The following is a 20,828-nucleotide window of genomic DNA, read 5'->3' on the forward strand; positions in this document are numbered from 1 at the left end:
ACGCGTCGGCGGCTCGCGGCACGACGCGCCTCGTGCCGCTCAGCCGTCGCGAAAGATCTCCGCGTAGGCGCTCAGCGCAGGCACTCCGCCGAGATGCGCATACAGCACCTTCGATCCCGGCTCGAATTCCCCGCGACGCACCATGTCGATCATCCCGTGCATCGATTTGCCTTCGTAGACGGGGTCCGTCAACACGCCTTCCAGACGCGCGCACAGCCGGATCGCCTCCAGCGTGCCGTCGTTCGGCAACCCGTACTCGGGGCCCGCGTAGCGCGTGTCGAGCACGACGTCCGCGTCTGCGATCGGCCGGCCGAGTTCGACCAGTTCGGCCGTATGCCGCGCGATGCGGGTGATCTGCTCGCGCGTGCGCTCGGGCGTTGCCGATGCGTCGATGCCGATCACGCGATCCGCGCGTCCGTCGGCCGCGAAGCCGACCACCATCCCCGCCTGCGTGCTGCCGGTCACCGAGCACACCACGACGTAATCGAACCGGAAGCCGAGCTGCGCCTCCTGTTCGCGCACCTCCTCTGCGAAGCCGACGAAGCCGAGCCCGCCGAGCGGATGCTCGGAGCAGCCGGCCGGAATCGGATAGGGCTTGCCGCCGGCCTGCCGGACGCTTTCCATCGCATCTTCCCAGCTGCGGCGAATGCCGATGTCGAAGCCGTCGGCGACGAGCCGCACGTCGGCGCCCATCATGCGCGACAACTGGATGTTGCCGACGCGATCGTAGACCGGATCGTCGTAGTTGACCCAGTGCTCCTGCACGAGCACGCACTTCATCCCGAGATGCGCGGCGACGGCCGCGACCTGGCGCGTTTGATTCGACTGCACGCCGCCGATCGACACGAGCGTGTCGGCGCCTTGTGCGAGTGCATCGGGGATCAGGTATTCGAGCTTGCGCGTCTTGTTGCCGCCGAACGCGAGACCGCTGTTGCAGTCCTCGCGCTTCGCATACAGCTCGACCTTGCCGCCGAGGTGCGCGCTCAGGCGCTTGAGCGGCTGGATCGGCGTCGGGCCGAACGTGAGCGGGTAGCGGGGAAAACGTTGCAGGTTCATCGACGGGCTCCGAAGGACGGTGGGCGGAAGAGCGGCGGCGTGATGCGTGTCGTGCCGCGCGCTGATCGAAAAATGATAGGCAAGAGCGCGAGAAATGAGCTTGCGAAGTAAATGGGCGTTGGCCTACGTTATCGTTCAAACTGCAATGCGTGGAGCAATTCTGATTCGTAAAAACGCCAGGAGGCGCAATGAAATTAACTCGTGGTCGCGCGTCGCCCGTCGATGCCGCGCCGGCGCTCGATCGCATCGACCGCGCGATCCTCAAGCAACTGCAGCAGGACGCGTCGATCTCGAACGTGCGCCTCGCCGCGCGCGTGAAGCTGAGCGCGCCGGCGTGCCTGCGGCGCGTGGAGCGGCTCAAGGAGATGGGGTTGATCCGCGGCATCGTTGCGTTGCTCGACCCGAAGCCGCTCGGCGCCGGGATGCTGGTCGTGATCGGCTTCGTGCTCGACCGCTCGACGCCCGAAGCGTTCGCCGCGTTCGAGAAGGCTGCGCAGAAGGTGTCGGGATGCGTCGAATGTCACGTGGTGACGGGCGAATTCGACTACTTCATGCTGGTCCGCACGCGCGACAACGAGAGCTTCAATCGGCTGCATGCGGAGCAACTGCTGTATCTGCCCGGTGTGCGCCAGGTGCGCTCGTTCATGGTGCTCAAGGAAATTCTGTCGACGCACGCGTTGCCGATATAGCGGCGCGTGACGTTCGCCGCGCGACGCGAATGCCGCCCGCATCCGCCCGCCGCGACAGCGTCAGCGACAGCGACGGAACGACCATCGTGCGCCAGGACCGCTCGTCCACCGTGCTCAAGGAAATCCTGTCGACGCACGCGTTGCCGATATAGCGCGGCGTGGCTTCCGCCGCGCAACGCTAACGCCGTCCGCGCCGGGCCGCCGCGACAGCGCCGCACGGCCCGTCATCACGCCGCCGCCGCATGCCGGCGGCCCGCACGCACCGTCACGACGCGTAATTGGGCGTTCGCGTATGCTCGATCCGGCGGCGGCCGGTGCCGCCGCGAGCCGGATCATTCATTCGTGCGACGACCATCAACGAGCGAGGGCACCATGGCTGGACAAACAATGGCGGAATACCTGGCGAAGACGCTGGCGGCAGCGGGCGTCGAGCGCATCTGGGGCGTGACGGGCGACAGCCTGAACGGGCTGTCGTTCAGCCTCGCCCAGATGGGCTCGATCCGCTGGATGCACACGCGGCACGAGGAAAGCGCGGCATTCGCGGCCGGCGCGGACGCCGCGTCGACCGGGCGCCTCGCCGTGTGCGCCGGCAGCTGCGGGCCGGGCAACCTGCACCTGATCAACGGCCTGTACGATTGCCATCGCAACCACCAGCCGGTGCTCGCGATCGCTGCGCACATTCCGTCGACCGAGATCGGCCTCGGCTACTTCCAGGAGACGCACCCGCAGGAGTTGTTCCGCGAGTGCAGCCATTTCGCGGAACTCGTAACCAACGCGTCGCAGTTTCCGCGCGTGCTCGCGCGCGCGATGCGCACCGCGATCGAGGAGCGCGGCGTCGCGGTGATCGTGCTGCCGGGCGACATTGCGCTCGGCGACGGCCCGCAGGAGCCGCCATCGTGGAGCGTATCGGCGCCGCCGTCGATCCTCCCCGCGGACGCCGATCTCGACCGGCTCGCGGCGCTGCTCAACGAATCGGACGCGGTGACGCTGCTCTGCGGCAGCGGCACGCAGGGCGCGCACGACGAAGTGGTCGCGCTCGCCGACATGCTCGGCGCGCCGGTCGTGCATGCGCTGCGCGGCAAGCAGTTCGTCGAATGGGACAACCCGTTCGACGTCGGGATGACGGGGCTGATCGGCTTCAGCTCCGGCTATCACGCGATGGAGTCGTGCGACACGCTGCTGATGCTCGGCACCGACTTTCCGTATCGGCCGTTCTATCCGGCCCACGCGAAGATTGCGCAGATCGACTGGAAGGGCTCGCAGCTCGGCCACCGCGCCCCGCTCGCGCTCGGGCTCGTCGGCACCGTGAAGGAGACGATCGCGGCGTTGCTGCCGCGCCTCACGCGCAAGACGCAGCGGCGCTTCCTGGAGAACGCGCTGAGGCACTATGCGGCCGCCCGCAAGAGCCTCGACGATCTCGCCGTGCCGGAGCCGCCGGGCCGCGCGATCCATCCGCAGTATCTGACGAAGCTCGTCGACGAAATCGCTGGGGAGGACGCGATCTTCACGGCCGACGTCGGCACTCCGACGCTATGGGCCGCGCGCTACCTGACGATGAACGGCAAGCGGCAGCTGCACGGGTCGTTCAATCACGGCTCGATGGCCAACGCGATGCCGCAGGCGCTCGGCGCACAGGGCGCGCATCCGGGGCGGCAGGTGGTGTCGCTGTCCGGCGATGGCGGGCTGTCGATGCTGCTCGGCGATCTGCTGACCGCGCGCCAGCTCAATCTGCCGATCAAGGTCGTCGTGTACAACAACAGCCTGCTCGGCTTCGTGTCGATGGAGTTGAAGGCCGCCGGCTATCTCGACACCAACGTCGATCTGAGCGCGACCGATTTCGCGGCGATCGCGAAAGGCGCGGGGATCTTCAGCGTGCGCGTCGAGCATTCGGAGAACGTCGCACAAGCGCTGCGCAGCGCGTTCGAGCACGACGGGCCGGCGCTCGTCGACGTCGTCACGTCGAAGTACGAGCTCGCGATGCCGCCGAAGATCGAACTCGCGCATGCAAAGGGCTTCAGCCTGTTCATGCTGCGCGCGATCCTGAGCGGTCGCGGCGACGAGATCGTGGAACTCGCGCGGACAAATCTGCGCTGAGGGGCGGGGTGGGGGCGCGGCGGGGCGCGATAGATGCGCGGCCGGCAGACGGCCAACGCTACGCGCCACGCCCGGCCCAGGCCAGCCCAGCCAAGCCAAGCCAAGCCAAGCCCAGCCAAGCCAAGCCAAGCCAAGCCAAGCCAGCTAAGCGAGCCGAGCCGAGCCGAGCCGAGCCGAGCCGAGCCGAGCCGAGCAAGCCGCGCTGGCACGGTCGGTTCGTCTGTGCGTTCGGGCGCGATTTTGACGGCCGGTGAGTCGGCGTTCCGTTGAAGCGCTACGGCCGGCGCGCTGATTGCGCGTCGACGCCCGCCGCCCATCGACATCGGCGTACCGTTTTTTGCACCGCAGTGCCGTTTTTTTGCACGGTGTTTATGCGCGGGCCTATAAGCTCCAGACGTATTCAATCGACGGAGATGCCTTCGACCCGCGCCATGACCCCCATTCTTCCCGTCCCACCTCCGCCGGTGTTTAGCTCCGTTCGCCATCCACTGCTTGCTGCAGTGCCGTGGCGTTCACGTCGCCGCGCGCCTGCGCAGTTGCCGATCACGCTGAGCGCCGATGCGGCGCGGCTGCATTCGCCGCTCGGCGCGTATGTCGTCGGCGCGACCGCCGGGCGCGACGCGATCCGCGTGCAGCTCGAGATCGCGCCGGAAGATCTGGACTTCACGCTGCACATGCTGATGGCGCAGCAGACCGACGCGATCATCGGTCCGCTCGTCCGACCCGTGGACCGCGTGGGCCGCCCGGACCGCACGGAACAAGCCTAGCCGCCCCGGGAACGCCGATTGCTGGTTGGATCCGCCACCTTTTTGCCGATCGCCGTGCCCTTGCACGGCCGGCCGAGGTGGACGATTGTGCGTCGCGTCGTACGCGGCGCTGGCCCTGGACACGGAGGATGCATGTACCTCACAGAAGAAGTGCACACCGCGCGCTCGGCAAGCCGTCGCGTGCGCGCGGTGACGCTGCCGTCGGGCACACAGCTGGCCCGGCAGTTGCTGATGACGGTGCGCGCGGCAGACGTGCTGCTGCGTCAGGCGATCCGGTTGCCGGATCGTCATCAATGGTCGGTCGACCTCGAGCGCGTCGACGCGGCCGGCGGCCCGCTGGCCGCGTGGGATTCGCACGTGACCTTCCGGATCGCGAAGGTGTTCGCGCCGACGGTCGATGCGCAGACGCGCGCCGGCGATCCCGAGCAGGTTGCGGCCGAAATCCGCCTGTCTCTTCCGGAGCAGGCGTATCTGGGTGACGAGCGCGTCGGCATCTTCGGCCGGCGGCACGGCAACCGGTTCGGCGCGACGCTGTCGGTGACGGCGGGCTCCCAGTGGGGCGGCCGACGCCACGAATACGTTCCACCAGCCGCGCGGCACGTGCACGGCGACACGCTGGAAGCGCTCGTCGACGCGGTGGCCGGCATCGTCAACGCGGCGCTCGCCGTGGCCGGCCAGCCGTGCCCGCGCGAGTCGTGACGACCGGCGCGGCGCGCGCCTGACCGACGTTCAGGCGTCGCCGGCCTGGCCGGTTTGCCGCTGCAGGTCTTCCATCAGTTGTTCGGCGAGAAAGTCGCACGGCGGCCGCTTCGACTTCGTGCTGCGCGCGAGTATCAGCTCGAGCGGCGGCAGGTCGGGCAGCCCGTGCGAGCGGCCGAGCATCGACAGCTGCGCGGGGATCGCGCAGCGCGCGAGCGGCGCGACCGCGAGGCCGGCTTCCACCATGCTGAGCAGCCCGAGCAGGCTCGGGCTTTCGTACGACGTGCGAAACGGCAGCTTCGCGCGTTCGAGGCTGCGGATCGCGTTTTCGCGCGCCACGCTGCCCGGCATGAACACCGCGATCGGCAACGGCCGCTCCTCCCACACGCGCGGCCCGTTCGTCATCGCGGCCCACGCCATCGGCTCGTGGCGGATGAAGTCGCCCGACAGCCCCTTGATGCGCGTGCCGCACACCAGATCGACGGTGCCGTCTTTCAGCAGCGGCGCAAGCGCGCTGCTCGGCAGCCCGATCACCTGGATCTCGACCTTCGGATAGGTCGCCGAAAACTTCTTCAGCACCGACGGCAGCAGCGACGACGCATAGTCGTCCGGCACGCCGATCACGACCTTGCCCGTCACCTCCGGCCGCACTACGGCCGCCCACGCTTCGTCGCGCAACGCCAGCATGCGCCTCGCGAATCCCAGCAGCACCTCGCCCTCGCGCGTCAGCACGATGCTGCGCGGCTTGCGCACGAACAGCGGCCGGCCGATCGCTTCCTCGAGGCTCTTGATCTGCATGCTCACGGCCGATTGCGAGCGGTTCACCGCTTCGGCGGCGCGGGTCATGTTGCCGGTTTCCGCAACGGCGACGACCGTGGCCAGAACCTCGTGATCGAGCATCTTCATCGGTATCAGGAAAGCTGAACGTAACGATCAGCATTATGCGTTTTTATTGTCGCAGCGTGTCTGCCATAGTGAAAACACGCCTGCCGTATCGCCCGATGCGGCGCGGCGATCGCGGGCCTGCCGGCACGCCGCGTCGAACCGAACAGAGTGGTGTATCGATGATGGATCATCCGTTGCGCGCCGCACTGGCCGCTGAATTGCATGCGCGGCCGTTCCTGCGGATCGCCGAAGCCGTGTCGCTCACGCACTACGCGATCTACGCGGACGGCCAGCCCGACATCCACGAAACGCTGCTGCACGCGCTGTGCCGCGATACCGGCCTCGACGCGCCGCACGAAGGTGCGACCCACCATGCGGTGCAGTCGCCGTGCGGCTGGTACGTGAAGTGGGAGCGTCACACCGAATTCTCGACCTTCACGTTCGTCGCGCCACGCCGCGACACCGGCTATTTCGACGATCTCGCCATCGAAGGCGTTCCGCCTGCATGGTTCGCGCGGCTCGCGGGCATCCGCTTCGTCGCGGTGCGCATGGAGCTGCTGTCGGGCGATGCCGCGCGGCTCGTGCGCGGCGAGCTGCGCCGCTGGATCGACGGGCCGGCGCTGGTCGGCAGCAGCGTGCTCGGCGGCGGCAAGGTGTTCTGCGACTGGCACGTGCGCGACGACGGCTTCATGCGCCTGCTCGTGATCGACGAGGATTTCCGCGAGGAGCAGGGCGGCCGTCTGCTGCAGCGCCTCTACGAAATCGAGACGTACCGGATGATGGCGCTGCTCGCGCTGCCGGTCGCGCGGCGCATGAGCCGCGAGCTCGACGACATCCATACGGCGCTGCATGCGCTGATGCAGCGCATGGACGCCGGTGGCGCCGACGGCGACGACGCCGCGCTGCTCGTGAAGCTCACGCATCTCGCGGTGCGGGTCGAAGCGCTGTCCGGCTCGGGCGCGCGCTTCAGCGCGTCGCGCGCGTACGAGAAGCTCGTGCTGGCGCGCATCCACGAGCTGCGCGAGGAGCGCATCGAAGGGATGCCGACGATCGCCGAATTCATGGAACGGCGCTTCGCGCCGGCGATGGAAACCTGCCGCAGCGTGTGGGCGCGTCACGAGCAGATCGCGGCGCGCATCGCGCGCGCGGTCGATCTGCTGCGCACGCGCGTGAACTTGGCGCAGGAACAGGACGTCACGCGCCTGCTCGTCGGCATGGAGCGCACCGCGCGCAACCAGCTTCATCTGCAGCACGCGGTCGAAGGGCTGTCGGTGGCCGCGATCTCGTATTACGTGCTGTCGCTCGCCACCGCGGCGTTCAAGGCGTTGCACGTGATGAACCTGCCGGTCGATCCCGAGCTGGCGGAAGGTCTGCTGATCGCACCGGTCGTGTTCGCGGTGATTCACGTCACGCGACGCACGCGCGCCCAGCTCGCGCGCGCCGAAACCGCGCATGACGGCGTAGCCGCGCATGCGCCGGTGTTGAAACGGGCGAGCTAGAACACCAACGACATATCAAAAGGAGTGGAGATGACTTTTGCGCAATCGCAAACCGGCAACGTCGCAGGTCGTCACGCATTCGACGCGCCGCCGCAGTACGACGCCGACGCATCGCAAGAGGTACGCGCGACCTCGTACCATGCGGTGCTGCAGGAGCCGATGACGTCGCTCGTCGGTGGCACGGTCGATCGGCCGGAGGTCGCGGCGGTCGCGATTCTCGGCTACAACTGAAGCGGCTTCGGCGATAGGGCGCGCGCGTCGCTCGCGCCGATCATTCGCCCCGCGCGGGCGGTACGTCGTCCGCCTGTCGCGCGGCGCGGCGGGACGCCGGCGCGGCGGCTCCCCATGCGGCGAGCTCGCGCTTGGTTCGCACGCCCAGCTTCGCGAACGCGCGCTTCACGTACGACTCGGCCGTCGCCACACGCACGCCGAGGATGTCGGCCGTCTCCGGCACGGTCTTGCCCGAGATCAGATGCTTGCAGGTTTCGTATTCGCGCTTCGACAGCTTCACGCCGTCGGCGGCGAGCCGCGCGTCGAACTGCGCGAGCGGATGCAGGTCGGCGGCCGGATGCGCGATACGGCGCGCGGCGGTGGTCGACGCATGCAGTTCGAGCAGCGGAAACAGCACGTCGCTGATGCTGCGAAAGCGGTTCATCTCGGCGAGCGTGAACGGCGGGCGGTCGCGACCGCGTTCGAGCGCGATCGAATGCTGCGCGTAGCGCGTGCCGCGCGCGAGCACGCATTCGTGGCCGATACGCACGTCGTCGAACAGCCGCTGACGGAATTCGCCGGGCGGGATCGCCGCGATGTCGCGCACGACCAGCATCGTGCCGGTCTTGCCGCGCAGCCCGGCGAACAGCGGGTCGCTGTCGAGAAAGCGCTCGTAGTAGAGCGTCATCACGTCGGAGATTTCTGCGGTCGCGGTGCCGATGCCGCTGCTGCCGATCCATTCGCAGCGGTAACCGGTCGGCATCGCGCCGTCGACGCGCGAGCGTTCGACGTGCGCGACGTCGAGCGGCACGACGTCGTTCAGCAGCCGCGTGAGGCGCGGCACGAAATGCGGCGTGCCGACCGTCTCGATCAGCTCGCCCAGCGCCTTGAACGACGCGTCGAAGCGGTCGTCGTCGCGGTGGCAGGCGTTCATGTCGAGCGGCATGCGGGTCTCTCGGTAGGAAGCGGGCGCGATTGTAGCGGTTGCGGCGTCGGCGTCATCACGGGGAACCACGGGGCGGCGGGCGATGGCTCCGCGCGTCGGACGACGCGTTCCGGCGGCCGTGAAGGCCGGCGTAACGGGCAGTGTAAAGGAGCGGCGGCGTCCGCGCGTTGTCGAGCGCGGCGCGTGGGCTTTAGTCGATCCAGTTAGTCGATGACGACGTGCTGCCGTACCGGCCGATAACCGACGCATCCGCGCGTTCGCCCAGCCTTGCGTCGGAGGAATGCGCCACCGCGGCCGTGCGTGTGGCCGGCACGCGGCCGAATGCAAGGCCAGCAGCTACCGCTTCGCTCGGCGTGCCTTAGTCGATCCAATTACTCGATGACGACGTGCTGCCGTACCGGCCGATGACCGACGCATCCGCGCGTTCGCACAGCCCTGCATCGGAAGCCTGCGCGACAGCCGCCGTGCGTGTGGCCGGCACGCATCCGAACGCAAGGCCAGCAGCTACCGCTTCGCTCGGCGTGCCGCGCCCAGCCCGATCGTCGGCGCGACCACAAGATCGGTTCGGGGCCGCTCCTTACGCCTCGATCCGCTCGACCTTGCCGACCAGCAACCCGTACGACAGGCTGCCGGCAAGCGCCATCGCCGCGATGTAGGTGATCGCGCGCGAGAAGTCCGCGCCGTCGACGAGCAGGCCGATCACGATCGGTGTCGCGATCGCGGACAGATTGCCGATCAGGTTGAACACGCCGCCGGTGAGGCCGAGCAGCCGCGCGGGCGCGAGGCCCGACACGAGCGACCACGTGATCGACGCGAAGCCGTTGCCGAAGAACGCGATGGTCATGAACGCGATCACCCAGCCGGTCGACGTGACGTAGTTCGCGCCGATGATGCAGGTGGAGATCAGCAGCCCCGAGATGATCGGCAGCTTGCGCGCGAAGCCTTGCGACGCGCCGCGCCGCATCAGCCAGTCCGACAGCACGCCCGAGCACAGCACGCCGACGAACGCGGCGAGAAACGGCAGCGACGCGAGAAAGCCGGACTTGATGAAGTCCATGCCGCGATATTTGACGAGATAGGTCGGGAACCACGTGAGGAAGAACCACAGCGTCGAGTTCAGCGCGAACTGGCCGAGATAGATGCCCCACAGCTTGCGCCGCCCGAGCACGACGCCGAGGTCGCGCCACGTCGACGGCACGCGTTCGGGGCGCGCGGCGATGCGGTCTTCGAGATCGACGAGGCCGCCGCCGTCGCGGATCAGCGCGAGTTCCGCCGCGTTGATGCCGCGAAACGCGCGCGGCTCGCGATACAGCGCGTACCAGATCGCGGCCCACGCGATGCCGGCGAGCCCGGTCGCGACGAATACCATGTGCCAGCCGAGGTGCTGCTGCAACCACGCGAGCACCGGCGTGAGGAACGCGAGGCCGACGAACTGCCCGGACGTGTAGCCGCCGATCGCGCCCGCGCGTTCGCGGGTGGGGAACCACGTCGTGACCACGCGGTTGTTGATCGGATAGGCCGGCGCTTCCAGCGCGCCGACGGCGAGCCGCAGCACGATCAGCCCGACGAACGAGCCGACGAAGCCGAGCAGCAGCGTCGCGGCCGACCACAGCGCGAGCGCGAGCGCATACAGCACGCGCGGCGACACCTTGTCGACGAGCCAGCCGCCCGGTATCTGCATCAGCGCGTAGGTCCACCCGAATGCGGAAAACACCAGGCCCGCGCGCACGGGGTCGATGTTCAGCTCCTTGAACAGCGCGGGCGCGGCGATCGACAGGTTGCTGCGGTCGAGGTAGTTGATCACCACCGTGACGAACAGCAGCGCGAGGATGACCATGCGCTTGCGGCCGGCCGGCGCGGTGGATGCGGTGGATGCGGTGGATGCGGTAAATGCAGCGGACGCGCGAGCGTCGGGCGCTGCGGAATCGGCGCCCGCGCGCGCTTGCTCCGACGGCGCGGCATGGGTGCGTGACGCGGAATGGGCCACGGGTCGTCTCCTGTGCTTGTGCGGCGCGTGCCCGCGTGACGGGACGGCCGTATTCAATGGCATCGGAACAACGTTATGGCCCGCGTACCGCGCGCGTCAACATCTGGACAGTCATCCCTATTAATGGGACGTTGCGCGCGCAATATGTGGAGATGCCTGCGCGCGCGGTTCGTCATACGCGCCGCGCGTCATATCTCGGCGATCCCGCGCCGATGTCGGCGCGTCACGCGCTTGCGGTGTCGTCGCGATATCCGCGCTTGCCGTCGAAGATTTCCGCCAGCGCGGCGCGCAGCACCGCGCGATCATGTTCGCCGGGCGCCAGATGAATCACGTAATGCGTATTGCCGTCGAGTTGCGCGGCGGTGCGTTCGTCGAGCTCGACTTCGAGCGTGCGTTCCGTCAGGCGGACGGACAGATCGTCCACGCGCGCGGTGAGCTGGTCGCGCACCATCACCTCGATCGTCGTGTCGTCCGGGAATCGCAGCAGCGAGAAGCAGTAGTCCTGCTCCGCGTCGAAGCAGTAGAGGTTCGCGAAGCTCTCGTCGTCGTCGACGTCGGCCGTCGCGGCGCCGAGCGTGGCGTGTAGTTCCATGATGTTTCTCTCGAGGTAGGGAAGCCGCTGCAGCGGCGCATGCGCGTCAATCCGCCGTCACGTGTCGCGCCTTCAGCCACAGCCCGAATTCGCGCATCGTTTCGACGACGGGGCGCAGCCGGTCGCCGTCCGCGCTCAGATCGTACTCGACCCGCACCGGCACTTCGGGATACACGGTGCGTCGCACGAGGCCGGCGTCTTCGAGCGCACGCAGGTCGAGCGTCAGCATCCGCTGCGAGATGCCCGGCATGTCGCGACGCAGATCGCTGAAGCGCTTCGGCCCATCGAGCAGATACGACACGAGCAGCAGCCGCCAGCGGCCGCCGAGCAGCCGCATCGATTCTTCCACGGAACATCCTGTCGCACTCGTTTTCATGCTGATGACTCTGCGTCGGTAACTTTTTTGTGACTACGGCACAAACGACTGCCTTCTTCTCAGCGCCGCGCCGATGCGAGATATTAGCGCCCGCGTCGCGGCGAATCGAGAGAGATACGAAACATTCACACAAGGAAACGCATGAAGCTCTATCACGCTCCCGGCAGCTGCTCGCAGGCGATCTGCATCGTGCTGCGCGAAGCGCAATTCGACGCGCAGATCGTCACGGTGGACGCGCGCCGGCATCGGTTCGACGATGGCCGCGACTATCGTGCCGTGAACGAACTCGGCTACGTGCCGCTGCTCGTGCTCGACGACGGCACCACGCTGCGCGAAGGCCCCGTGATCGCGCAGTATCTGGCCGACCGGCGCCCCGAAGCCGGACTCGCGCCGGCATACGGAACGCTCGCGCGCTACCGGCTGATGGAATGGCTGAACTTCCTCGGCACGGAGATCCACAAGGGGTTCATTCCGTTGCTGTACGCGGTACAGGCGGGCAAATACGTCGATCCGGTGCGCCGGAAGCTCGACAGCCGCTTTGCATGGATCGACCGGCAGCTCGACGGCCACACGTATCTGACGGGCGACACCTTCACGATCGCCGATGCGTATCTGTTCGCGCTGACCGGCTGGGGCAAGGCCGGCTGGCTGCGCTCGGTGTACGACGCGGACATCGACCTGAGCCGCCATGCGAACCTGCGCAGCTGGTACGAGCGTGTGCGGGCGCGGGCGGCCGTACAGCAGGTGCTGCAGGCCGACGGGCTGGCGAACGCCGCCTGACCGGCGCACGCGGGCCTCGGCGCGAATGGCGAGGCCCGCGCGCATTCAACGCGTGAGCGTCACGTACAGATAGCCGGCATAGCCGGCGCCGTTCGCGAGCAGCGCCCAGATCGCGAGCCCGCGCGCCCGCGCATTGACGCGCAGCCACACTGCCGCCGCGAGCGTGATGACCACGCCGGTCAGCACTTCGGCGCGCGGCTCCCACGGCGTCAGCATGATGCCGATCGCCGGCAGCAGCGTGCCCTGGAACACCATCGCGCCGGTGATGTTGCCGAACGCGAGCGTGTCCTTCGAGCGGCGAATCCACAGCACGCTGTTGACCTTCTCCGGCAGCTCGGTCGCGATCGGCACGATGATCAGCGACAGCAGCAGCGGCGAGATGCCGAGCAGTTGCGACACGCCGTCGACGCCGTGAATGAAGCCCTTCGCGCCGCCGACCAGCAGCGCGACGCCGACGGCGAGCTGCAGCGCGATGGTCGCCAGATTGGTCGGCAGCCCGGTGCGCGACAGGAACATCGTGTGCGGCGCCTCGGTGCCGTGCCCGGCGTCGACGAGCTGCGTCGACGCGCGCAGCGTCATCACCACGTACATCACGTAGATGCCGACCAGCATCGCGCCGAGCATCGCGCGCACCGCCCAGACGTGATGCGGGACGAACATCGCGACCGTCGCGAGCGTGAACGCGGCGATGAAGTAGTTCAGGTCGCGCACGAAGCCGCTGCGCTCGGGTGCGATGGTGCCGGTCACGCCGCGCGAGCGGATCACGGCGAGCGTCATCAGGAAGGTGGTGAGCGTCGCGAGCATCAGCGGCGCGCCGAGAATCGCGCCGACGCCGATTTCCTCGTTCACCGCGGCGTTCGACGTGCCGCCGATCAGCGCGAGCACCGGCACCGTCGTCTCGGGCAGCGCGGTGCCGACGGCCGCGAACAGCGAACCCGTCACGCCTTCGGAGATCTTCAGGCGTTCGCCGAGATGTTCGAGCGCATTGGTGAAGAGTTCGGCGGCGATCAGGATGACGATCAGCATGAACGCCAGTTCGACGAGCATCAACGTCATGCGGCACCTCCGCACGCGCGCGGGTTGGCGTTGGCGGGATGGCGGAAGCGGACGAAGCGCGACGGGAAAGGGACGAAGGACATGGGGGCTCCGTGGTCGGACGTTGACGAACCATGACGCATCTGCCGACGTCCGACCCGGAACGGCGCGATGCGTCGATGGTCTCGCCAAGCCGATTCGGCCGAACGCGCCACGGCCGCAAGCCGAGTATGTTGACGCGTTCGCTTTCCAGAGCGGAAAGCAGGCTACTCCCCAAAGACGAACGGCAGTCTAGCCGAGCCCGATGCTTTCGGCAAGCTGGTGCGGGCATGCGCTCGGGGCTGCATTCGGGCCTGCACGGCGGGCCGGCTGCCGACGAACGTGCGTACCGTATCGCGGAGCAAGCGCCGTGCCGCACATTACATCCATCTGTCGTTTGGTTACTAACAACTGTCATCGACCGCGGCTAAGCTTTCGGCACACTCACAACCGGGTTTCCCGTCATGCGCTCGACACTTCGCCTGTTTGCGCCGCTCCTGCTGCTGCCCGCGCTCGCCGCGCCCGTCGTTGCCGCCACCGCCGCGCCCGTCAGCGCGAACTGCGGCGGCAGCACGACGCCGATCGCCGACATCCAGGGGCCCGGCGCGCCGTCGCCGCTCGCCGGCCAGAACGTGTCGATCGAAGCGGTCGTCACCGCCGACTTCGGCGGCGCGGACGGCTTCGGCGGCTTCTTCGTCCAGCAGGCCGACGCGCAGCGGCGCAATCAGCCGGGCGTGTCCGAAGGGCTGTTCGTCTATGCGCCGAAGACGCGCGCGACGGCCGGCGATCTCGTTCACGTGACCGGCAAGGTCGAAGAGAAATACGGGCAGACGCAGCTCACGCTGGCCGGCGCGATCGCGGTGTGCGCGAACGGCCAGACGGTCACGCCGGCGACGCTGACGCTGCCGGTCGGCGCCCCGGCCGCGTTCGCCGCGTATGAAGGGATGCGCGTGCGCCTGCCGCAGACGCTGACCGTCACCGACAACTACGAGCTGGGCCGCTACGGCAGCGTGCTGCTGAGCAACGGCCGCCTGCGCACGCCGACGAGCGTGGTGCCGCCGGCGCAGGCGCGCACGCTGATGGACGCGAACGCGCGCAACCGGCTGATTCTCGACGACGGCTCGAACCGGCAGAACCCGGCGAGCGTCCCGTATCCGGCGCCCGCGCTGTCGGCGGCGAACACGCTGCGCTCGGGCTACACGGTGCGCGGCGTCGACGGCGTGCTCGAGGTGCGTTACGGCGCGTGGCGCGTGCAGCCGCTGCCCGGCGCGGCCGCGCCGGCGTTCGACGCGCGTGCGAACCCGCGCACCCGCGCGCCCGCGCGCGATCCGAACTCGAATCTGCGCGTCGCGTCGTTCAACGTGCTCAATTACTTCAACGGCAACGGGCTGGGCGGCGGCTTCGACGATCCGAACAACCGCGGCGCGAAGACTTACGAGGAATTCCAGCGTCAGGAGGCGAAGATCGTCAGCGCGCTGCAGGCGCTCGATGCCGACGTGATCGGCCTGATGGAGATCCAGAACAACGGCTACGGCGAACTGGGCGCGGTGCGCCAGCTCGCGGCAAAGCTCGGCAGCCGCTGGCGCGTGGTCGATCCGGGCGCGTCGCGCCTGGGCGGCGACGCGATCGCGGTCGCGATGATCTACGACAGCCGCACGGTCGAACCGGTCGGCCGCGCGGCGACGCTGGCGATCGACGAGCGGAACCGCCAGCCGCTCGCGCAATCGTTCCGCCGCATCGGCGGCAGGCACGCGCTGACGATCGCCGTCAATCATCTGAAGTCGAAGAACTGCCCCGATGCGGCGAACGACGACCTCGACCAGGGCGACGGCCAGGGCTGCTGGAACGCGACGCGCGCGCGTGCGGCCGCGAAACTCGCCGACTGGCTGGCCGGCACGCCAACCGGCGTCGCCGGGCAAGGCACGCTGCTGATCGGCGATTTCAACAGCTACACGCATGAAGACCCGATCCGCACGCTCGAATCGCGCGGCTACCGCAACCTCGTGTCGCGCTGGATCGGCGCGAACGCGTACAGCTACGTGTACAACGGCGAGGCCGGTTATCTCGATCACGCGCTCGCGTCGCTGCCGCTCGCCGCGCACGTGAAGGCCGTGCACGAGTGGCACATCAACGCGGACGAGCCGCTCGCGCTGCAGTACACGCTCGCCTACAAGTCGGCCGACCAGCAGAAGACCTACTACGCGCCCGATGCATATCGGTCGTCGGATCACGATCCGGTGCTGATCGACATCGCGCTGCCGGGCCGCGCGCGCTGAGCGTGGGCGGCGGTGACGCCGCACGTCGCCGTCATGTTCTCCGCTTCACGGGTCGCCCGCGTCATTCGCGGGCGACCCGCAATACGATGCGCCACGGTTCACGAGAATATCGGTTCATTCAGCCGCGTCGCCGATGCCGCGTCGCTTGCGATGCGATTCCGTCATCGTGTAAATAATTCCACTCGCCAACCTGAAACCGATTTGAATCGGTATTTTATGGGCGGTCGCGGATTCAAATCAGCGCGCCATTCGAATCGGTTTTAAATAATAAAAACGAAAGAGACGATTCACCGATCTGAAAGCATTCGCCGCGCGATGCGCCGTTTCGTAGAACGCCGTGCGACAAGGGTGACGGCGCTCGCGTCGAATACGAAACGGCTCTCCTGCCGCTGCCCACGCGGGCCTGCGCCGCGGTCTTTCAAATCCCAGACACTGACGGCCGTTTGCATCATCGGCGATTTTTTAATATCCGAATGATCTTTGACAACGCGGCGCAGCACCGCCTATTTTTGTGGTGTCGTAAAACCGCGTAATAAAAAAGTATTCAAAACTGCAAGGGGGCGGCGTCTCGGCATCATTCTCCGCCAGCAGTGTGCTGTGTCCGTAGCGAATTCGGTCTCTCGAAGAAGTCCAATCCCCAACCGCCGTCTGCCGACCGTGCAACGCGAGTGGCGGGTGCGCCTGTGCGTTCGTTGCCGGCGACGACGGCCTGTGTGAAGCGGTATCCAACCCGACACAAAGGACAGAGATGAAACCAGACAGCAGCAGTACCCGCAGTCGCGCCATACGCCGCGCCCGGCTGGCCGCGCTAGGCGCATTGACCGTCGCGACGCTCGTGCTGGCGGGCTGCGGCGGCGACGATTCGTCGTCGGTCGGCGCATCGAGCCTCGCGCAGGCGGCCGCGAGCCGGCAGGCCGCCGCGCAGCAGGCGAGCGGCGATGCGACGCCGGCGGCGAACCAGCCGTACGTCGACCCGGTCGCCTATTCGATGAACGCGACCGACGGCCTCGCGCCCGCGCAAGTCGCGGAGAAGGCGGCCGTGATGCACTACCAGTGGAAGTCCGGCGGCACCACGATCGACTACACGACGACCACCGGCCACCTGACCGCGCAGGACGCGAACGGCAATGCGGAAGCGTCGATGTCGTACGTCGCGTACACGGCGCCGAGCGCGAACGGCAAGCCGCGGCCGGTCACGTTCGTCTATAACGGCGGGCCCGGCTCGTCGTCGATCTGGCTGCGGCTCGGCTCGTTCGCGCCCACGCGCGTCGCGACGCCCGACCCGCTGTTCGGCAGCAACTGGCCGAACTATCCGCTCGTCGACAACGCGGAGAGCCTGATCGACACGACCGACCTCGTGTTCATCGATCCGCCCGGAACCGGGCTGTCCGAAGCCGTGTTGCCGAACACGAACCAGAAATACTGGAGCTCGGACGCGGACGTCAACATCATGCGCGACTTCATCCAGCGCTACCTGAACGTGAACGGCCGCAGCGCGTCGCCGCTCTACCTGTACGGCGAGTCGTACGGCACGCCGCGCACCGACATGCTGGCGCTCGCGCTCGAATCGGCCGGCGTGCACCTGACGGGCATCGTGCTGCAGTCGGCGATCCTCAACTACTTCGCCGATGCGGTGGAAGCGGTCGCGATCACGCAGTCGACCGAAGGGCTGCTGCTCGACACCGATACCGTGGCCGGTTACCTGCCCGGCTACGCGGCCGTTGCCGAATACTTCAACCAGGTGTCGCCGACGCCGGTGAATCCGTATCTGTATGCGTTGCAGACGGAGCTGTTCACCACGCTGATCTACAACCAGCTGCAGCGGTATTCGCAGTCGTGGGTGCTCAGCCAGCTCGGCATTCCGGATGCGCTCGGCACGCCGGTGTTCCCGAGCGATGCGACGCTCAGGCTGTGGTCGATCCCGTCGAGCCTCACGATGCAGGCGCTGCGCGGCTACTTCAACGCGAATCCGTTCGGCACGAGCCTGCTGCCCGGCACGACGATCGGCCGCTACGACGGACGCGTGTCGTTGCCGAATTCCGATCCGCGCTTGCAGACCGACGGCGATCCGTCTGACATCCTGATCTCGCAGCCGTTCACGAACGCGCTCGCGACGCAGATGCCCGATTACCTCGGCTATACCGCGCCGAACGCGACCTACCTGCCGCTGAACGACAACATCATCCAGGTGTGGGACTTCTCGCACGACGGCCAGCCGATGCCCGACACGATCCCCGATCTGCTCGGCGCGCTGCAGCTCAACCCGAAGCTGCAGGTGCTCGCGGAGAACGGCCTGCACGATCTGGCGACGCCGTTCTTCAACACCGAGAAGCAGCTCGCTCGTCTGCAGACGGTGAAGGGTTTGAATCCGAAGCTGCAGGTGAATTTCTTCCAGGGCGGCCACATGACGTATCTCGACGACGTCGCGCGCCCGCAGATGAAGCGCGATCTGAGGATCTTCTATCAGGGCCGGCGGATTCCGACCGCACTGACGCTGCATACGCTGCCGCCGCCGTGGCCGGACGAGAACCCGGCCGGCACGCCGACCGGCAGCGCGCCGGGCGCGAGCGCCGCGACCACGGTTGCCGCGGCGCCGTAAGCGCCGGACCCGTTGCGAACGAGGAACCTTCTATTCATCCATCGAATGCGAGTGATCATGTCTCCAATCAATTTGATGCGACGTATGGCTGCGGTGATCGTCGTCGGCGCCGTGACGAGCGGTGCGTATGCGCTGCCGCCGCAGGCGGTCGCGCCGGTGAAGCTGCCGCCCGGCGCGCACGGCGTCGACGGCCCGTTCTTTCCGTCGACGCGCGCGGCGCCGGTGTTGCCTTCGACCGGCGCGACGCTGCAGCAACAGGCACAGCAGCGCGTCGACGCGCGGCTAGGCGGCAACACGGTGTTGAGCAACGGCGCGGCCGTGACGAAGGCGCAGGCGCAGAGCAGCGGGCTCGGCTTCGTCGCGAAGCACTTCGACGAGATCGACGCCAAGCATACCGGCCGCGTGACGATGAGCGACGTGCGGCAGTTCATCCAGCAGCGGCAGGTGCAGGCGCAGCAGGAGCAGCAGGACGACGAGTGACCGCGTAGCGGTCTTGCGCGGGCGCAGCGCGACGGTCGGTGCCGGGACGGCATCGGCCGGCCACGGCGAGCGCGACGACCGCGACGATCGGCCGCCGGCATGCCGCGGCGCAGCTTCGGCCGCGGCTTTCCTCATCGACGCGCCGTCGCGCACGTCGGCGGCCCGAGGCGCGTGTCCGGTCGAGTCTCGCGTCGTGCGCGGGCGCCCGCGGCCGCTCGCCCGACATCGTGCTGCACTCCTGCACGTGTCGGCGACGCCGGCCGCCGGCCGCAGTTCATGTCTGATGTTTCCGCCACGCGAGCGCTGCACGTCGCGTCGCCGGCGATGATTCGTTCCGCGAAAGGCCCGCGCGCCGCGCGAGGCGTCCTAGCGGATTGTCGCAATCCTTCTATCTGAACCGATCGGCGTCTGCTGGAATGGCGATGCCGCATGACCGCCAAGCCGACATCGCGCGGCGGCATGGCCGTCGACGTCGTCGAGCGCCTCGGCACGGCCGCCTGCGCGGTTCATCCATCACTCTCTTTCGATCCATCATCATGTTCAATCGCACTACCAGCACCGTCGCGAACGTCGATCCGGAACTGTGGGCCGCCATCCAGAACGAGAACCGCCGCCAGGAAGAGCACATCGAGCTGATCGCCTCGGAAAACTACACGAGCCCGGCCGTGATGGCCGCACAGGGCTCGCAGCTCACGAACAAGTACGCGGAAGGTTATCCGGGCAAGCGCTACTACGGCGGCTGCGAGTACGTCGACGTGGTCGAGCAGCTGGCGATCGATCGCGTGAAGCAGCTGTTCGGCGCGGAAGCGGCGAACGTGCAGCCGAACTCGGGCTCGCAGGCGAACCAGGGCGTGTTCTTCGCGATGCTCAAGCCGGGTGACACGATCATGGGGATGAGCCTCGCGCACGGCGGGCACCTGACGCACGGCTCGCCGGTGAACATGTCGGGCAAGTGGTTCAACGTGGTGAGCTACGGGCTGAACGAAAACGAAGACATCGATTACGACGCGGCGGAAAAGCTCGCGCAGGAGCACAAGCCGAAGCTGATCGTCGCGGGCGCCTCGGCGTTCGCGCTGAAGATCGACTTCGCGCGTATGGCGCAGATCGCGAAGTCGGTCGGCGCGTACCTGATGGTGGACATGGCGCACTACGCTGGGCTGATCGCGGCGGGCGTGTATCCGAACCCGGTGCCGCACGCTGATTTCGTGACGACGACCACGCACAAGAGCCTGCGCGGCCCGCGCGGCGGCGTGATCCTGATGAAGGCGGAGTACGAGAAGCAGATCAACTCGGCGATCTTCCCGGGCATCCAGGGCGGCCCGCTGATGCACGTGATCGCGGCGAAGGCGGTGGCGTTCAAGGAAGCGCTGTCGCCGGAGTTCAAGGCGTATCAGCAAAAGGTGGTGGAGAACGCGCGGGTGCTGGCCGAGACGCTGGTCAAGCGCGGGCTGCGGATCGTGTCGGGCCGCACGGAAAGCCACGTGATGCTGGTGGACCTGCGAGCGAAGCACATCACGGGCAAGGCGGCGGAAGCGGCGCTGGGTGCGGCGCACATCACGGTGAACAAGAACGCGATTCCGAACGATCCGGAAAAGCCGTTCGTGACGAGCGGCGTGCGGCTGGGCTCGCCTGCGATGACGACGCGCGGCTTCGGTCCGGCGGAAGCGGAGCAGGTGGGCAACCTGATCGCGGACGTGCTGGAGAACCCGGAAGATGCGGCGACGCTCGAGCGCGTGCGCGCGCAAGTGGCCGAGCTGACCAAGCGTTTCCCGGTCTACGGGTGATGCGCGTTCCGGTGTGTCGGTGACGCCGGTCTGGG

Annotated in this window: 19 protein-coding genes and 1 riboswitch; of the genes, 12 read left to right on the plus strand and 7 right to left on the minus strand. The window is 67.8% G+C overall.

Annotated features, from left to right (window positions below; translation table 11 throughout):
• Positions 1–39 precede the first annotated feature (39 nt).
• Positions 40–1,056, minus strand: a complete 1,017-nt coding sequence (locus MYA_RS17375) for a 1-aminocyclopropane-1-carboxylate deaminase (protein ID WP_011881270.1) — start codon at positions 1,054–1,056, stop codon at positions 40–42.
• A 188-nt stretch (positions 1,057–1,244) separates the two neighbouring features.
• On the opposite strand from MYA_RS17375, the gene MYA_RS17380 reads away from it, so the two are divergent.
• The 5 genes from MYA_RS17380 (at position 1,245) to MYA_RS17395 (ending at position 5,305) form a co-directional block, all read left to right on the plus strand.
• Positions 1,245–1,745: an Lrp/AsnC family transcriptional regulator gene (locus MYA_RS17380; RefSeq protein WP_011881271.1), complete on the plus strand. Its 501-nt coding sequence runs from the start codon at positions 1,245–1,247 to the stop codon at positions 1,743–1,745.
• A 29-nt stretch (positions 1,746–1,774) separates the two neighbouring features.
• Entirely contained in the window at positions 1,775–1,897 is a 123-nt protein-coding gene (locus tag MYA_RS32430) for a hypothetical protein (protein ID WP_014724361.1), read from the plus strand.
• A 220-nt stretch (positions 1,898–2,117) separates the two neighbouring features.
• Positions 2,118–3,839 carry a ubiquinone-dependent pyruvate dehydrogenase gene (poxB, locus tag MYA_RS17385; protein ID WP_014724362.1) on the plus strand — a complete coding sequence of 574 codons (1,722 nt, stop codon included), beginning with the start codon at positions 2,118–2,120 and terminating at the stop codon, positions 3,837–3,839.
• Between the two features lie 413 nt (positions 3,840–4,252).
• On the plus strand, positions 4,253–4,606 hold the full coding sequence (locus tag MYA_RS17390) for a hypothetical protein (RefSeq protein WP_148278580.1): 354 nt from the start codon (positions 4,253–4,255) through the stop codon (positions 4,604–4,606).
• Positions 4,607–4,738: 132 nt separating this feature from the next.
• Positions 4,739–5,305, plus strand: a complete 567-nt coding sequence (locus tag MYA_RS17395) for a hypothetical protein (protein ID WP_014724365.1) — start codon at positions 4,739–4,741, stop codon at positions 5,303–5,305.
• Positions 5,306–5,335: 30 nt separating this feature from the next.
• Here MYA_RS17395 and MYA_RS17400 read toward each other — a convergent pair whose 3' ends face one another.
• On the minus strand, positions 5,336–6,211 hold the full coding sequence (locus MYA_RS17400; RefSeq protein WP_011881275.1) for a LysR family transcriptional regulator: 876 nt from the start codon (positions 6,209–6,211) through the stop codon (positions 5,336–5,338).
• A gap of 158 nt (positions 6,212–6,369) precedes the next feature.
• On the opposite strand from MYA_RS17400, the gene MYA_RS17405 reads away from it, so the two are divergent.
• Together MYA_RS17405 and MYA_RS17410 are read left to right on the plus strand one after the other, a co-directional pair.
• Positions 6,370–7,689, plus strand: a complete 1,320-nt coding sequence (locus MYA_RS17405; protein ID WP_041494256.1) for a DUF3422 family protein — start codon at positions 6,370–6,372, stop codon at positions 7,687–7,689.
• Between the two features lie 30 nt (positions 7,690–7,719).
• Complete coding sequence (locus MYA_RS17410; protein ID WP_014724367.1) at positions 7,720–7,920, plus strand: hypothetical protein; 201 nt, start codon at positions 7,720–7,722, stop codon at positions 7,918–7,920.
• Positions 7,921–7,960: 40 nt separating this feature from the next.
• Here MYA_RS17410 and MYA_RS17415 read toward each other — a convergent pair whose 3' ends face one another.
• The 4 genes from MYA_RS17415 to MYA_RS17430 form a co-directional block, all read right to left on the minus strand.
• Positions 7,961–8,845: a helix-turn-helix transcriptional regulator gene (locus MYA_RS17415; protein ID WP_014724368.1), complete on the minus strand. Its 885-nt coding sequence runs from the start codon at positions 8,843–8,845 to the stop codon at positions 7,961–7,963.
• A 577-nt stretch (positions 8,846–9,422) separates the two neighbouring features.
• Complete coding sequence (locus MYA_RS17420) at positions 9,423–10,832, minus strand: MFS transporter (protein WP_014724370.1); 1,410 nt, start codon at positions 10,830–10,832, stop codon at positions 9,423–9,425.
• Between the two features lie 223 nt (positions 10,833–11,055).
• On the minus strand, positions 11,056–11,424 hold the full coding sequence (locus MYA_RS17425; RefSeq protein WP_014724371.1) for a hypothetical protein: 369 nt from the start codon (positions 11,422–11,424) through the stop codon (positions 11,056–11,058).
• A gap of 46 nt (positions 11,425–11,470) precedes the next feature.
• Positions 11,471–11,800, minus strand: a complete 330-nt coding sequence (locus MYA_RS17430) for a winged helix-turn-helix transcriptional regulator (RefSeq protein WP_041494052.1) — start codon at positions 11,798–11,800, stop codon at positions 11,471–11,473.
• Between the two features lie 141 nt (positions 11,801–11,941).
• On the opposite strand from MYA_RS17430, the gene MYA_RS17435 reads away from it, so the two are divergent.
• Positions 11,942–12,580, plus strand: a complete 639-nt coding sequence (locus MYA_RS17435) for a glutathione S-transferase C-terminal domain-containing protein (RefSeq protein ID WP_014724373.1) — start codon at positions 11,942–11,944, stop codon at positions 12,578–12,580.
• A gap of 45 nt (positions 12,581–12,625) precedes the next feature.
• Here MYA_RS17435 and MYA_RS17440 read toward each other — a convergent pair whose 3' ends face one another.
• A complete protein-coding gene (locus MYA_RS17440; protein ID WP_014724374.1) occupies positions 12,626–13,636 on the minus strand; it encodes a sodium:calcium antiporter in 1,011 nt (336 codons plus the stop codon).
• A 130-nt stretch (positions 13,637–13,766) separates the two neighbouring features.
• A riboswitch (yybP-ykoY riboswitch) is annotated at positions 13,767–13,902 on the minus strand.
• Positions 13,903–14,118: 216 nt separating this feature from the next.
• Here MYA_RS17440 and MYA_RS17445 point away from each other — a divergent pair.
• The 4 genes from MYA_RS17445 to glyA all read left to right on the plus strand — a co-directional run bounded on the left by MYA_RS17445 (position 14,119) and on the right by glyA (position 20,793).
• Positions 14,119–15,930 (plus strand): ExeM/NucH family extracellular endonuclease, encoded by a 1,812-nt coding sequence (locus MYA_RS17445; RefSeq protein ID WP_014724375.1) that lies wholly within the window; start codon positions 14,119–14,121, stop codon positions 15,928–15,930.
• Between the two features lie 748 nt (positions 15,931–16,678).
• Positions 16,679–18,529 carry a S10 family serine carboxypeptidase-like protein gene (locus MYA_RS17450; RefSeq protein WP_041494053.1) on the plus strand — a complete coding sequence of 617 codons (1,851 nt, stop codon included), beginning with the start codon at positions 16,679–16,681 and terminating at the stop codon, positions 18,527–18,529.
• Between the two features lie 57 nt (positions 18,530–18,586).
• The gene (locus MYA_RS17455) at positions 18,587–19,009 is read left to right on the plus strand and encodes a hypothetical protein (protein ID WP_034193776.1); all 423 of its coding nucleotides are present in this window, start codon (positions 18,587–18,589) and stop codon (positions 19,007–19,009) included.
• 536 nt (positions 19,010–19,545) lie between these two features.
• A complete protein-coding gene (glyA, locus tag MYA_RS17465) occupies positions 19,546–20,793 on the plus strand; it encodes a serine hydroxymethyltransferase (protein WP_014724381.1) in 1,248 nt (415 codons plus the stop codon).
• Positions 20,794–20,828 lie beyond the last annotated feature (35 nt).

The organism is Burkholderia sp. KJ006 (assembly GCF_000262695.1).
In the GTDB taxonomy this organism is placed as follows: Bacteria; Pseudomonadota; Gammaproteobacteria; order Burkholderiales; family Burkholderiaceae; genus Burkholderia; species Burkholderia vietnamiensis.